The following is a 12,834-nucleotide window of genomic DNA, read 5'->3' on the forward strand; positions in this document are numbered from 1 at the left end:
CCGCGGCTGCGCGGGGGTACGGTGGGTGGAATAGAACCCACCGACCGGAGGTTGTCGCCAGCGTGTCCATGAACGACGGCGGTGCCACCTCGGAGCCCTCTTCCCCCGCCCGCGTGGCCGGGAGCCCCGATGGCGGCGCCAGCGCTGCGTCCCGCGGGGGGCGGGACACCGAGACCCGGGCCGGCATGGCCTACGGCCTCTCGGCCTACGGCCTCTGGGGCATCCTCCCCCTGTACTTCACCGCGCTGATACCCGCCGGCCCGCTGGAGATCGTCGCCAACCGGATTGTCTGGTCGCTGCTGTTCTGCTTCCTGCTGATCACGGCGCTGCGCGGCTGGCGCACCTTCGGCGCCGCGCTGGGCAACAGGCGCACCTTCGGGACGTTGTCCCTGGCCGCGGGCCTCATCGCGGTCAACTGGTTGACCTACGTGTTCGCGGTGCTGAACGGACACGCCATCGAGGCCGCGCTGGGATACTTCATCAATCCGCTGGTCTCCGTGCTGCTGGGGGTCATCCTGCTGAAGGAACGGCTGCGGCCGGCGCAGTGGGCCGCCATGGGCGTGGCCTTCGCCGCCGTGCTGGTGCTTGCCTTCGGGTACGGCAACGTTCCGTGGATTGCCCTGATCCTGGCGCTCAGCTTCGGGTTTTACGGCCTGGTTAAGAAGAACATCGGCGGCCGCGTCGACGCCGTCACCAGCCTGAGCGTGGAAACGCTGGTGCTGACCCCGGTCTCCGTGGCCGTCATGCTCATCCTGATGGCCGGCGGCCAGGCAACCCTGCTCTCCGAAGGCGGCGGCCACTTCTGGCTGATGGCCGCCAGCGGCCTGATCACCGCGCTGCCCCTGTTGTTCTTCGGCGCCGCCGCCCGCCGGCTGCCGCTGAGCACTGTCGGCATGCTGCAGTACCTGGCCCCGCTCCTGCAGTTCATCATCGCCCTCGTCTTCCTGCACGAGCCCATGCCCTTGGAACGCTGGATCGGTTTCGGCCTGGTCTGGCTCTCCCTGGCCATCCTGACCACGGACATGGCCGTGGCCCTGAAGCGGGCGCCCAAGGCCGGCGGGGAGCCGGCGGCCGCCCAGGCACCCCAGCCGCCGGCGGCGGCTTAGAGGCCGGACAGCCCGTCGTGCGTTGACCAGAAGTCGGACATGGGTCGGGGCCGGCCCAGGGTGAGCGCTTCCAAGTAGAGAAGATGCGCGTGCCAACCGGGCAGGTAATTGACCGTTTCGCTCCCCAGCCCGTCGTGGGCCAGGTCCAGGGTGGTCGTACTGCCGACCGGGGTGAGGGTGATCCGCACCTGCGAAGGCGGCTCGTCCGGAAAGTCCCACGTCATGTGCAGCAGTTTTTCCGGTTCACATTCCAGAATCCGGCTGGTACAGCAATAGTTTTCCGCGTGCTGGATGGTCACCACATCCCCGCCGACGAACCGCCCGGAAGTTAACTTCCCCAGCCAATGAGGCAAGGCTTCCGGGTCTGTCAGCCCCCACCAAAGGCGGGCCGCGGGCACCGGCATGGACCACCTGTGGGACACGTGTCCCTTCGCCGCGTGAACGGCACGACTTAGGAGAGGCATACCCGGAGGCTAACGCACCCTCGGGCACTTCGGGCTCTGCCGCTTCGGTCCGGCCCGCCGGGCAAACCCCGCACTAGTATCGGATCGCGTCGATCACCTTGACCCGCACGGCCACCACCGCCGGGATCAGGCCGGCCAGTGCGCCGACGGCCGTCGCGGCGCCGATGCCCAGCAGCGCCGCTTCCACCGGGAACGGCGGCAGTTCGCTGATGCCTTGGGCGATCAGGTCCTGGATCCACGGGCTCTTCACCACGGCGACGGCGAGCATCACCCCCGCCACGCCGGCCACGAACGTCGCGACCACCGATTCGAGCATGACGCCGAAGAAGATCCGGCCGGAGGTCGCCCCGAAGCTGCGCCGGATGCCGATTTCCCGCACCCGGTACCTGACCGTCACCATCGAAATGTTGAGCAGTCCCACGGCGCCCAACAGCAGCACCAGGCCGGCGATGCCGCCTACCGCCCACTGGATGCCCTCGAACGGGTCGCCCCAGGCGGCATAGTCGCTGCGGTACACATTCGCCTGGGCATCGGGGAACTGGGCCTGAAGGTCACCGGCGATCGCCGCGCTCAGGCCCGGCTCGAGCTCGACCGGGAGCCACATTTCCAGCACGGGAGGAGGACCTGCCTCCCCGCCGAGGCCCCAACGCTCGTATTGGTTGGTGAGCATCATGGCTTGGGCCATGGCTTCCTGGTGGAAGTCCGGCATCACTCCCACCACGGTGGCCGCGATCGGCCGCTGCTGGAAGATCTGCACCACGGGGTTCAGCGCCAGGTCCGGTGCACCCAGCTGCCGGTGGAATGCTTCGTTGATGATCACCGCCGGCGCAAGCGCCGCGGCGTCGGCTTCCGTGAACCAGCGGCCGGTGACCAGGTTGACCCGCCGCATCTCGCCGTAGCTGCGGTCCACCACCGTGGTCTCGGCCGTCATGACGCCGTGGGGGAACTGGAAGGGAACCTGGGCGAAGGCCCGGCGGCTCGCGTATTCCACGCCGTAGCGTTCCACGAGCCCCTCGAAGGCGGCCTGCAGGACCGCCGGTTCTTCGGTTCCTGTCGGCAGGTGGACCTCAGCCGTCACGGTCGCTGCGCGGCCTCCGGATTGTTCCTGCCCCTGCACGATGCCTTCCCTGGCCATGTTGCCGAGCCCGACGACGGTGGTCAGGGCCGCGACGGACAGCGCCACGCCGATCAAGGCCAGCAGGACCCGGGTCTTGTGGATGCGCAGCTCGGCCCATGCCTCGACCAGGAGGGCAACGGCGCCGGTCATGCTGCCTGCTCCGAAGCGTGCAGAATCCCGTCGCCCAGCCGATAGTGCCGCTGGGCCAGGACCGCCACGTTTGCATCGTGCGTGATGGTCACCAGGGCCGCACCCGACTCCCGAACCACCTCGTCCAGCAGGGCCATCACGTTTTGCCCGGTTTCGATGTCCAGGGCGCCGGTAGGCTCATCGGCAAGAATCAGCCTGGGCGAGCGCACCAGCGCCCGCGCGATGGCGATCCGCTGCTGCTCACCGCCGGAGAGCCTGTGCGGTTTCTCCCCCAGCCGGTCGCCCAGGCCGACCCGATCGAGCATTTCAGCGGCCAGCCGCTCGCGCCGCCAGAATTGCCGGCCGCGGGCATAGAGCAGCGGGGTCATGACGTTTTCCAGTGCTGTACGGCCCGGCAGAAGGTTGAACTGCTGGAAGATGAATCCCACGCGGGCACCGCGGGCCATGGCGCGCTGCTTTTCCCCGAGGGACGAAACCGCCCGCCCCTCGAAGAACATCTCACCGGTGCTCGGCACATCCAGCAGGCCCAGGATGTTCAGCAGGGTGGACTTTCCCGACCCGGACCGGCCGACTATCGACACGTGCTCGCCGGTACCGATGCTCAGCTCGATGCCCTGCAGGATGTGCAGCGGGCCGCGGTCCGGGATGTGCACGCTCCGCGTCACGCCCTGCAACTCCAGCAGCGGGGCCCCCGCCGCCGCAGCGCTCATCCGCCCACCATGCCGAAATCGCCTTCCATCCCGGGCATTATCTGGTCCCCCGGCGCGCCGGGAATGAACTGCAGGACCAGGTCGCCCTCGTCCAGCCCGTCGACGATCTCCACCTGCATCCCGTCGGTCAGTCCCAGGGCGACCGGGCGCTCAACCGGCGCCCCGCCGTCGTCCTCCACCACCCACACCAGGCCGGTGTCCACCGATCCGCGGACCGACGTGGTGGGCACCACGATCACGTTCTCGGCGGTTCCGGCCGTGATATCGATCGTCGCGCCCAGCCCGGGGAAAACCCTGACATCGGCCGGTACGGCGCAGTTGACAGTGCCCGTCGCCGCCGGGGCCGCCGGCCCGAACGGATCCCCGGGCTGCTCCGGCACCGGTCCCGGGGCGCCGGCTGCCGGGCTCTCCCCGACCGTCACGGCCTTGCACTCGAAGGGAGCCGGACCGCCGATGACCGTCACGGTGGCGGAACTGGGGCGGTCGAGCAGCCGGAACTGCTGCTCGGCGGTCAGTGTCCCGGTCACCGAAAAGGTGCCCGGGGAAATGACGGCAGCTTCGGCACCGACCGAGACCTGCTGGTCCACCAGCACGGACAGGTCGGTCAGCTTGCCCGCGGCGGGGGCCACCACGTTCACGTAGGTATACGCCGGGGCAGCCGGTGGGGCCGGTGGGACCGGTTCGTCCTCCGGATCCCGTTCGAGCGAAACCTGCTGCACGGCGTCGGGTTCCACCGGCTTCTGCACCTGGAACAGCGCATCACCCTTGGCCACGTTCGCGCCGGCCTCTACGAAGAGGTGGTTCACCGTGCCTTCCGCCGTGCTGCGCACGGTCACGGCCGGGTCGCCGGCAACCGATCCCTCGAGCTGGACCACGTTGATCACCGTGCCCACGGCCGCGGGTACGCTGGGCGTGACCAGGCGGGCCGAAGGCTGCTGGTCGACCGCCTCCGCGCGCATGCCATCCACGAAGGCGAGCTTGAAGAGCGCGGCAGCTATGACGGCGAAAATCGCCAGCCAAACCACCGGCAGAACGTAGCGGCGCACAGCACTCATGCAGGATCCCCCTCGTCGACGTGCGCCTGAGGCGCGTCACGGCGGGAAGCTGACACATGGCGTGAGACAAACACCCGCTTGTGACGGAGGTTACCAGTGCCGGATGGCGGCGGCCGGACAAGACACGGCCGCTGCCGGCGGCCAGGGCGGAGACCGGAGCCCCCGGCGCCGCAACAGTCACGGCCGCTACCGGCGGCCAGGGCGGAGACCGGAGCCCCCGCCGATCCCCCGCCTTCCCCGCACCCCTTAGTCCCGCACCCCGTCCACTTCCTGCGGAACCACCACCATGGGCACCGGCAGCGAACGCAGGACCTTGTACGCAGTGGCACCGAGGAACAGGCGGTTGTGCTGGGCGAGCCGGCTGGATCCCATGACCACCAGTTCCCCGTCGTCCCAGTCCAGCGAATCGATGGCCTCTTCGATGTTCCGCCCATGGGCCACGGTCACCGTGGCGTTGCCGGGAGGCAGTTCGGTGGCGGCCTGGGCCAGCACGGAGTTCGCGTGCAGGTGGGCGCTGTGGATAGCCTCGCCGCTGTCCGGCGCTTCACGGGTGTCCAGGGAGACCAGGGAAACCAGGCGCAGCTGCAGGCCGCGGCGCGAGGCCGCGTTCAGGGCAACGTCCCGGGCGGCCTGCGCGCCCTGCCGCTCGCCGATGAACGCGGTCAGCCGGGTCAGCGGCTCTGTCCGCTGGTACCCGCGGGGCGCCAACGCCACCGGAATCGGCGACGCGTGCAGGAGGGCATTTGCCACGCTGCCCACCGTGAAGCGTTTAAACAGGCTGTTGCTGCTGGCGCCGATAACAATCAACCTGGCGCCGGCTTCCTCGCCCGCCGCGATCAGCCCCTCGGCGAACGATTCGGCGGACCGTACCTTGAATTCGGCGTTGACGTCTGCCGGGACCAGCTTCAGGGCCTCGCGGCGGGCGGTGAGGACTTCCTGCTCGCTGGCGCTGACGCGGCTGCCTTCGGGGTTCAACGCCACGTAGGGGGCGCTGTCTGCCACCACATAGACGATATCCAGCCCCGTCCCCTGGGTCCGGGCGATTGCCACGGCCAATGCCACGGCGTCGGCTCCCCGCTCGTCCGGCTGGTATCCCACCACATAACGCATGCAAACTACCCCTGTCCCTGTCCGTGGAGCAGCGGATGCGACGGTGCCGGCAACATCCGCACCCCGTGACGCGATGATGGTTCCGACTCTAACCCGAGACCGCCGGCGGCAACAGGCCGGGAGCAGGACGGGGCGGGCGGCCGGAGCGGCCTCCAGAACGGCCGCGGGCGGCCGCCGGAAACCCTCGCTGGCGAGGGATCCGGCAGCCGCCCGTTCGGACGCTGCCCGTACTAGGCCGCGGCCACCTTGCGGATGGCTGCTTCCAGCACGTCCAGGGCGTCGGCCAGCAGCTCGTCGCCGATGACCAGCGGCGGGAGCAGGCGCACCACGTTGCCGTAGGTGCCGCAGGTGAGGATGATGACGCCTTCCTGCAGGCAGGCGGCCGCGATTTCCTTGGTGGCCTCGGCGTTGGGCTCCTTGGTGGTCGCGCCGGTGCCCGGCTTGACGAACTCCATGGCCAGCATGGCGCCGCGGCCGCGCAGGTCGCCGATGATGTCGACTTCCTCGGCCAGCTTCCGCAGCCGGCCCATGACCTGCTCTTCGATGTGGCGGGCCCGGGCGTTGAGGTCCTGGGTCTGCATGGTGTCGATGGCAGCCAGCGCGGCGGCGCAAGCCACCGGGTTGCCGCCGTAGGTACCGCCCAGTCCGCCCGGGTGCACGGCGTCCATCAGCTCGGCGCGGCCGGTAATGGCGGACAGCGGCATGCCTCCGGCGATGCCCTTGGCCATCGTGATGATGTCGGGCACCACGCCGTCGTGCTCGGAAGCGAACCAGGCACCGGTGCGCGCGAAACCGGACTGAACCTCGTCCGCGATGAACACCACGCCGTTGTCCTTGGCCCACTGGGCCAGCGCGGGGAGGAAGCCCTCGGCCGGGACAATGAAGCCGCCCTCGCCCTGGATGGGCTCGATCAGGATCGCGGCCACGTTCTCGGCGCCGATCTGCTTCTCGATCATCGTGATGGCGCGGCGTGCCGCGTCCTCGCCCTTGATGTCGGCTTCCTCGCGGTACGGGTAGCTCATCGGCACCCGGTAGATCTCCGGCGCGAAGGGGCCGAAGCTGCCGGCCGGGCTGGACTTGTACGGGGTCGCCTTGGCGGTCAGGCCCATCGTCAGGTTGGTGCGGCCGTGGTAGGCGTGGTCAAAGGCGACGACGGCGGTGCGGCCGGTGGCAATGCGGGCCACCTTCACGGCGTTTTCCACGGCTTCCGCCCCGGAGTTGAACAGCACGGAACGCTTTTCGTGGTCGCCCGGGGTCAGCTCGGCCAGTTTCTCGGCGACGGTGATGTAGCCCTCGTAGGGGCTGACCATGAAGCAGGTGTGGGTGAACTTGGCGACCTGCTCCTGCACCGCGGCGACGACGGCGGGGTCGGAGGCGCCGACGCTGGTCACGGCGATGCCGGAGCCCAGGTCGATGAACGAGTTGCCGTCCACGTCGGTGATGATGCCGCCGTCGGCGTCGGCCACGTAGACCGGAACGCCGGAGGCGACGCCGCCGGCAACCACGGCGCTGCGGCGGGCGGCCAGTTCGGCGGACTTCGGGCCGGGGAAACCGGCCGAGACGTCGCGCTTCTGCTCCAGCCGGAACTGGGGCTGGGTCGTCTGAGTGGTCATGATGTGCCTTTCACGTTGAGGGTGGGAATGCAGCGGACAGCCCGGAGGATCCGCACACTCGCATCGCAGCGGCAGCTTCGCGGGGGACCGGCGGACAGGCCGGGCCACGGGACGCCGAGCTCTACAGCGAGATTACGGTTCCCGGCCCGCAGCTGCCTATGGCGGCCCGCACAGCGAATGTGCAATGTTGCCGTGCAGATGGCCAGAGGCAGCGACGGCGGCGTCCGCCGGCACGGAGGCCGCAGGACGCCGCCGCGGCGGGCACTCGGGTTAGAGTTCCGGTGCACGGTCCGCCGGCAGGGCACCCTCGTCTTCGGGGTGGCGGCTGAGGTTGACCAAGGCCAACGCCAGGCCTCCCCAGACCGTCAGGATGGAAATGATCAGCATGACAATTGCTGCGGTACTCACGGCTGTGTCTCCTTCAGGGTGTGGGCATCCAGCTCCGGGTCGTTGGCCGCCGACTTCTTGCTCCAGGGAATCAGCGACAGGATGAAGCCGGCCACGATCAGGGACCCCGCCATGCCCCAGCCGAAGACGTTCACGAACCAGTCGGGCATGGGCGGGTCGCCGTAGCCTTCCTGGATCCTCTTGATCAGTTCGCTGATCAGGATGTAGCCCAGCACGATCGGCGAGACGATGCCGACCATGATCCGCCACCCCAGGCCCAGCTTGATGGACGAGACCTCGCTGACGTGTCCGCCCAGCAGCGGCAGCTTGCGGAATCCGTAGGTCACCAGCAGCACGGTCGCCAGGGCGCAGGCCATGATGCCGAAGCTGTTGACGAAGGCGTCGGTGACATCCAGCAGGTTCAGGCCGGTGGTGGTCGGGAACAGCAGGATGGAAATCAACGCCAGCGGGATGCCGACGCACCACGTGGTCTTGACCCGGCTCATGCCGAGCTTGTCTTGGACCGCGGAGATGATGACTTCGATGATGCTGATCAGCGAGGTGAATCCGGCGAACACCAGCGAGCCGAAGAAGAGCACGCCGAGCAGTCCGCCCAGCGGGGCCTCCGAAATGATGGTCGGGAACGCGACGAACGCCAGCCCGATCCCGCCGGCGGCAACGTCGCCGACCTCGGCGCCGGCGCTGAAGGCCATGAAGCCGACCGCCGCGAAGACGCCGATGCCGGCCAGGATCTCAAAACCGGAGTTCGCGAAGCCCACCACAAACCCGGATCCGGTCAGGTCCGTCCGGTGCTTGAGATAGGACGCGTAGGTGACCATGATGCCGAAGGCAACGGACAGCGAGAAGAAGATCTGGCCGTAGGCCGCGGCCCACACCGTCGTGTTGGTGAGCGCACGCCAGTCGGGAGTGAAGAGCGCGTTCAGCCCGTCGGCCGCACCGGGCAGGAACAGGGACTGGACCACCAGGAGCAGGAACATGACCAGCAGCAGAGGCAGGAACACGATGTTCGCCCGTCCGATGCCCTTTTGGACGCCCGCGGCCAGCACCAGCAGCACCACCGCCCAGACAACCACCAGCGGGATGAGGACCGTGGGCACGAAGTCGAATCCGATGTTCACGTCCTTGCTCACCTGGAGGAACGATTCCATGAAGAATCCGGCGGGGTCGTCCCCCCATTCCTCGGTGACGGAGTAGATCATGTACATCGCCGCCCAGGCGATGATGACGGCGTAGTAGACGCAGATGACGAAGCAGATGGCCACCTGCCACCACCCCAGCCCTTCGGCGCCGCGTGCCAGCCGGCGGTAGGCCAGCGGGGCGGAGCCACGGTGGCGGTGTCCGACGGCGTAGTCCAGGAACAGCAGCGGGATGCCCGCGGTCAACAGCGCCACCAGGTAGGGAATGATGAAGGCGCCGCCGCCGTTTTCGTAGGCAACGTACGGGAAGCGCCAGATGTTGCCCAGGCCGACGGCGGAGCCGATCGCCGCGAGGATGAAGACCTTGCGGGTGGACCACATCTCGCGCTTGGGCTTGGCGCCCAACGCTGCCTGCGGGGTACGGGTACTCATGAAGGGACCTCACGGTGTAGGGCTGGCAGTGGTGTGACGCGTGTGACGCCGCGGACCATCCTAGCGCCGTGGGGCGGCTGCCCCGAAAACCGGCACGGCCCCTGGCGCGACGCGAGAGCGCGCACGGCTCGATGCCGCTCCGCCGCCCGGCGACCGCTCCGCGGCAGCTATTGGGCGAATAGTGCACCTGCACAACGGCGGCCCGTATAGTGAAGGCATGGCTGTCACTCTCGCCAAACTCTTGGCCTCCCCCGCGCTGCACCTGAAGCTGGTCGGTACCGCGCAGGGCGACCCGGACGCGCCGATCACCTGGGTGGCTTCGACCGAGCTCGAGGACCCGTTGCCCTTCCTGACGGGCGGCGAAGTGGTGCTGACCACCGGCCTTCGCCAGAAGACCGCGGCCGCGCAGCGCCGGTTCGTGGAGCGGGTGCACGAGGCCGGCGCGGTCGGCATGGGCTTCGCGCTCGGGCTGACGCACCGCCGGGTTCCGGCGGGCGTGCTCGCCGCCGCGAACCAGCTGGAGCTTCCGGTCTTCGAAGTTCCCTACGAGACACCCTTCGTGGCGATCAGCAAGATGGTCGCCGACGCCATTTCCGCCGACCATTACAACCGCCTGGAGCACCTCCTCAAGGACCACCAGGCGCTGGCCGCCTCGCTGTTGGGCGGCGGCGGCCTCCCCGCGCTCCTTCGCACCCTGTCGGCGATGGTGGGCACCGACGTCGTGCTCTCCCAATACGGGACCCGGCTGTACGGAACCGGCGGCGGCGAGGAAAACGGCTGGCATGAGCTTCCCATCGCCACCGGCCTGAAGGACCGCTGCACGCTGGCCCTGGGCAAGCCGTACGAGCGCAACGCCATCGTGGACTACGCGCAGAGCCTGATCAGCCTGGAACTGAGCAACCAGGCGCACCGCCGCGCGGCCGACCGCAGTTCCGTGGGCCAAGTGCTGCTGGACGTGGTGCGCGGGGTGCTGCAGGGCGGTGACGCCTCCCTGCGGCTGAGCAACGTGGGGATCGACGCCGGACGGCGCCAGCTGGTGGTCATGGTGCAGGTGGCCGCCGCCCAGCGCCGCGCGCTGCCCACGCTGCCGCTGCCCGCCGCGTTCGACGGCGTGGTCACCGGCCTGGTCGACGAGCGGCTGGTGCTGGTGGTGCAGGGCGCCGAATCGGGCGAGGCGCTGGGCCGGGAGCTGAGTGCGTACCTGCAGAACGCGGGCTTCGCCGCCACGGTCGGGGTGGGCGGCAGCTATGCGCAGGCGAACGGGCTGCGCTGGAGCTACTTCGAGGCCAAGGAAGCGGTGGGCCGGGGCGAGCGGCTGAACGTGCCGCAGCGGCTGTCCCTGACCTCCCTGCTGCTGGCCTCGGAAGACGTGCCGCTGGCCGATCTTGCGGCCGAGGCACTCGACCCGCTGGCCGAGTTCGACGCGGCCCACGACGCGGCGCTGCTGCCCACGCTGCAGGCCTATCTGGAGCTCAACGGCTCGGTGGCGGCCGTGGCCGAGGAGCTGGGCCTGCACCGGAACTCCGTGCGCTACCGGCTGTCCCAGATCGTGGAGCTGACCGGTTACGATCCCGCCCTCACCGCGGACCGGGTGCACCTGTGGCTTGCCCTGACGGTGCGGCGGCTGGGTTCGGTGTCGCGGACGAAGGGCTAGCCGGCCGGTCCCTTGCCAATACTCGGCGCAGACACAAGGCTGGGGGCATGGGACACGAGACGCACGAAAGCCGGACGGTCACCTGGCTGGGAAGCGACGATCCGCAGCGCGCCGACACGGCGACCCTGAACCTGGAACCGGAGCGCCTGAGCGCCCACGGCGCCTCCCGCACCGCGGGCTACGCCGCCAGCTGGTCCCTCACGACCACCGGCAACTGGTTCACCGAAAGCCTCACGGTTTCCGTCCACGGGCGGGGCTGGAGCCGGCATCTGGTGCTGGACCGCGCGCCCGACGGCAACTGGAGCGCCGCGACCAGGGTGTCCGGGGACAGCGACCTGCCGGAACCGGGGATCGCCGATCCGGACTCCCTGGTCGGGGCGGTGGACTGCGACCTGGGTTTGTGCCCGGCCACCAACACGATGCCGATCCTGCGGCTGGGCCTGGTTCACGACGCCGAGGCCGCCGCGGAACTGACGGTCGCGTGGGTGGAGATGCCGAGCCTGCGCGTGCTCGGCCAACAACAGATCTACAGCGGCTCCCGCGCCTACGACGACCGCACGGGCACCGCCGCGGTCACCTACACCTCCGGGGACTTCAGCGCCGAGATCGTGGTGGATTCGGACGGCATCGTCATCGACTACCCCGGCCTGGCTACCCGCCGCCGCGACTGACGACGGGCCGTCCGAGGGCACGGGCGGGCCGTGTGTGCCGCCGTCGCCGTCCAGCGCAGTCGGTGCCGCCGCATAGGATGGGACCAAGCCCTCCAATCAACCGTTCCAGGGAGAAACCATGCCCGAAATGTTCGTGGACAAATTCCGTGCCCTCGTGCCCAAGTACCTGGACCGGAAGTGGACCGAGGACGACGGCCTCTCCTACGACGAACTCGAAGGGCTGCTGGGCGCCCACAAGTTCCAGGTCCCGCAGGCGCTGGTGGAGTTCTACCACGCGCTCGGGGGCTGCGAAGACCTGATGGAGGCGCACGACTTCTTCTTCGACCCGGACGAACTGGAGATCGAAGGCGGCTACCTGCTGTTCCTGGACGAGATGGACGAAGAAGCGAACTGGGGTTTCAAAACCGAACACCTGGACGTGCCGGACCCCATCGTCTGGATCCGCACGAACGGCCCGAAGCCGCAGTGGCAGAGCGAGGAGGCGACCTTCAGCGAGTTTGTCTTCGAGATGTTTGAGTGGGTCTTCGGCGACGACGACGAAGAGGAAGACTGAGCCACCGGCCGGTTCAGCGGCTCTCGGCCGCCAGGGCGACGCCGAAACCGACCAGCACGATGCCCGTGATCCGGTCGATGGAACGCGTCACGGCCGGAGTGCGCAGCCACTTCCGGGCCGCATGCGTGCCCCAGATGATGGCCGAGAAGAACACCAGCCCCTCCAGGTTGTGCACCAGGGCCAGCAGAATGCCCATCAGCGCCGGGGAGACGCCCGGCGGGATGAACTGCGGGATCATCGCCACATAGAAGACGCCGACCTTCGGGTTCAACAGGTTCGTCCCGACGCCGGTGAGCCACGCCCTGACGTACGACGCCGGAGCGGCCGGGGCGCCGGGGTCTGCGAGGCGCGTGGCAGGTTTTCGGAACGACCTCCACAGCATCCGGGTGCCCAGCCAGGCCATGTAAGCGGCGCCGGCCACCTTCAGCACCGTGAACGCCGTTTTCGAGGCGGCCAACAGGGCCGACGCCCCGACCGCGGCCGCGATGCCCCAGGCCAAGGCTCCGGTGTTGATGCCCAACGCCGTCGCGTACGCCCTGCCCCGGCCTTGGCTGACGGCTGAGCGCAGCACCAAAGCGGTATCCATCCCGGGAACCAGCGTCAGCAGGCCGGCCACCAGGGCGAAGGACAACAGTGCTTGTTCTACGGTCACCCG

General features: G+C 69.0%; 13 protein-coding genes. 4 read left to right on the forward strand and 9 right to left on the reverse strand.

The genetic code is table 11. The features are described 5' to 3' along the window. The first annotated feature begins 68 nt into the window (after window positions 1-68). The gene (gene rarD, locus AC5RWG_RS07110; RefSeq protein WP_494025772.1) at window positions 69-1,106 is read left to right on the forward strand and encodes an EamA family transporter RarD; all 1,038 of its coding nucleotides are present in this window, start codon (window positions 69-71) and stop codon (window positions 1,104-1,106) included. On the opposite strand, the gene AC5RWG_RS07115 is transcribed toward rarD, so the two are convergent. The 8 genes from AC5RWG_RS07115 to AC5RWG_RS07150 form a co-directional block, all read right to left on the reverse strand. Next, a complete protein-coding gene (locus AC5RWG_RS07115) occupies window positions 1,103-1,570 on the reverse strand; it encodes an SRPBCC domain-containing protein (RefSeq protein WP_494166674.1) in 468 nt (155 codons plus the stop codon). The two genes, rarD and AC5RWG_RS07115, sit on opposite strands and share 4 nt — an antisense overlap. Window positions 1,571-1,643: 73 nt before the next feature. Further along, window positions 1,644-2,837, reverse strand: coding sequence for an ABC transporter permease (locus AC5RWG_RS07120; protein WP_494025381.1), 1,194 nt, complete (start codon window positions 2,835-2,837; stop codon window positions 1,644-1,646). Continuing rightward, complete coding sequence (locus AC5RWG_RS07125) at window positions 2,834-3,547, reverse strand: ABC transporter ATP-binding protein (protein WP_494000579.1); 714 nt, start codon at window positions 3,545-3,547, stop codon at window positions 2,834-2,836. Before AC5RWG_RS07125 ends, AC5RWG_RS07120 begins: the two co-directional genes overlap by 4 nt. Next, a complete protein-coding gene (locus AC5RWG_RS07130; protein WP_494012794.1) occupies window positions 3,544-4,602 on the reverse strand; it encodes an efflux RND transporter periplasmic adaptor subunit in 1,059 nt (352 codons plus the stop codon). Before AC5RWG_RS07130 ends, AC5RWG_RS07125 begins: the two co-directional genes overlap by 4 nt. A gap of 246 nt (window positions 4,603-4,848) precedes the next feature. Then, on the reverse strand, window positions 4,849-5,712 hold the full coding sequence (locus tag AC5RWG_RS07135; protein ID WP_494012795.1) for a universal stress protein: 864 nt from the start codon (window positions 5,710-5,712) through the stop codon (window positions 4,849-4,851). 230 nt (window positions 5,713-5,942) lie between these two features. Next, complete coding sequence (gene gabT / locus AC5RWG_RS07140; RefSeq protein ID WP_494166675.1) at window positions 5,943-7,325, reverse strand: 4-aminobutyrate--2-oxoglutarate transaminase; 1,383 nt, start codon at window positions 7,323-7,325, stop codon at window positions 5,943-5,945. Between the two features lie 270 nt (window positions 7,326-7,595). Then, window positions 7,596-7,733 (reverse strand): methionine/alanine import family NSS transporter small subunit, encoded by a 138-nt coding sequence (locus AC5RWG_RS07145; protein ID WP_494000583.1) that lies wholly within the window; start codon window positions 7,731-7,733, stop codon window positions 7,596-7,598. Then, the gene (locus tag AC5RWG_RS07150; protein ID WP_494025380.1) at window positions 7,730-9,301 is read right to left on the reverse strand and encodes a sodium-dependent transporter; all 1,572 of its coding nucleotides are present in this window, start codon (window positions 9,299-9,301) and stop codon (window positions 7,730-7,732) included. Before AC5RWG_RS07150 ends, AC5RWG_RS07145 begins: the two co-directional genes overlap by 4 nt. Before the next feature lie 217 nt (window positions 9,302-9,518). Between AC5RWG_RS07150 and AC5RWG_RS07155 the strand changes: the two genes are divergently transcribed. The 3 genes from AC5RWG_RS07155 to AC5RWG_RS07165 all read left to right on the forward strand — a co-directional run bounded on the left by AC5RWG_RS07155 (window position 9,519) and on the right by AC5RWG_RS07165 (window position 12,179). Then, window positions 9,519-10,955 carry a PucR family transcriptional regulator gene (locus tag AC5RWG_RS07155; RefSeq protein WP_494000585.1) on the forward strand — a complete coding sequence of 479 codons (1,437 nt, stop codon included), beginning with the start codon at window positions 9,519-9,521 and terminating at the stop codon, window positions 10,953-10,955. Window positions 10,956-11,002: 47 nt separating this feature from the next. After that, window positions 11,003-11,626 (forward strand): putative glycolipid-binding domain-containing protein, encoded by a 624-nt coding sequence (locus AC5RWG_RS07160; RefSeq protein WP_494101256.1) that lies wholly within the window; start codon window positions 11,003-11,005, stop codon window positions 11,624-11,626. Window positions 11,627-11,744: 118 nt separating this feature from the next. After that, window positions 11,745-12,179 carry a hypothetical protein gene (locus AC5RWG_RS07165; RefSeq protein WP_494000587.1) on the forward strand — a complete coding sequence of 145 codons (435 nt, stop codon included), beginning with the start codon at window positions 11,745-11,747 and terminating at the stop codon, window positions 12,177-12,179. Between the two features lie 13 nt (window positions 12,180-12,192). Here the strand turns inward: AC5RWG_RS07165 and AC5RWG_RS07170 are convergent, their stop codons facing one another. Further along, complete coding sequence (locus AC5RWG_RS07170; protein WP_494166676.1) at window positions 12,193-12,831, reverse strand: LysE family translocator; 639 nt, start codon at window positions 12,829-12,831, stop codon at window positions 12,193-12,195. Between the last annotated feature and the right edge of the window lie 3 nt (window positions 12,832-12,834).

Source organism: Arthrobacter sp. Y3221160 (assembly GCF_059092585.1).

Bases quoted from the DNA above. Each gene is read 5' to 3' on its own strand.
- AC5RWG_RS07120 (WP_494025381.1), bottom strand. From the start codon at position 2,837: ATGACCGGCGCCGTTGCCCTCCTGGTCGAGGCATGGGCCGAGCTGCGC.
- AC5RWG_RS07125 (WP_494000579.1), bottom strand. From the start codon at position 3,547: ATGAGCGCTGCGGCGGCGGGGGCCCCGCTGCTGGAGTTGCAGGGCGTG.
- AC5RWG_RS07150 (WP_494025380.1), bottom strand. From the start codon at position 9,301: ATGAGTACCCGTACCCCGCAGGCAGCGTTGGGCGCCAAGCCCAAGCGC.
- gabT (WP_494166675.1), bottom strand. From the start codon at position 7,325: ATGACCACTCAGACGACCCAGCCCCAGTTCCGGCTGGAGCAGAAGCGC.
- rarD (WP_494025772.1), top strand. From the start codon at position 69: ATGAACGACGGCGGTGCCACCTCGGAGCCCTCTTCCCCCGCCCGCGTG.
- AC5RWG_RS07160 (WP_494101256.1), top strand. From the start codon at position 11,003: ATGGGACACGAGACGCACGAAAGCCGGACGGTCACCTGGCTGGGAAGC.
- AC5RWG_RS07130 (WP_494012794.1), bottom strand. From the start codon at position 4,602: ATGAGTGCTGTGCGCCGCTACGTTCTGCCGGTGGTTTGGCTGGCGATT.
- AC5RWG_RS07165 (WP_494000587.1), top strand. From the start codon at position 11,745: ATGCCCGAAATGTTCGTGGACAAATTCCGTGCCCTCGTGCCCAAGTAC.
- AC5RWG_RS07115 (WP_494166674.1), bottom strand. From the start codon at position 1,570: ATGCCTCTCCTAAGTCGTGCCGTTCACGCGGCGAAGGGACACGTGTCC.
- AC5RWG_RS07135 (WP_494012795.1), bottom strand. From the start codon at position 5,712: ATGCGTTATGTGGTGGGATACCAGCCGGACGAGCGGGGAGCCGACGCC.
- AC5RWG_RS07155 (WP_494000585.1), top strand. From the start codon at position 9,519: ATGGCTGTCACTCTCGCCAAACTCTTGGCCTCCCCCGCGCTGCACCTG.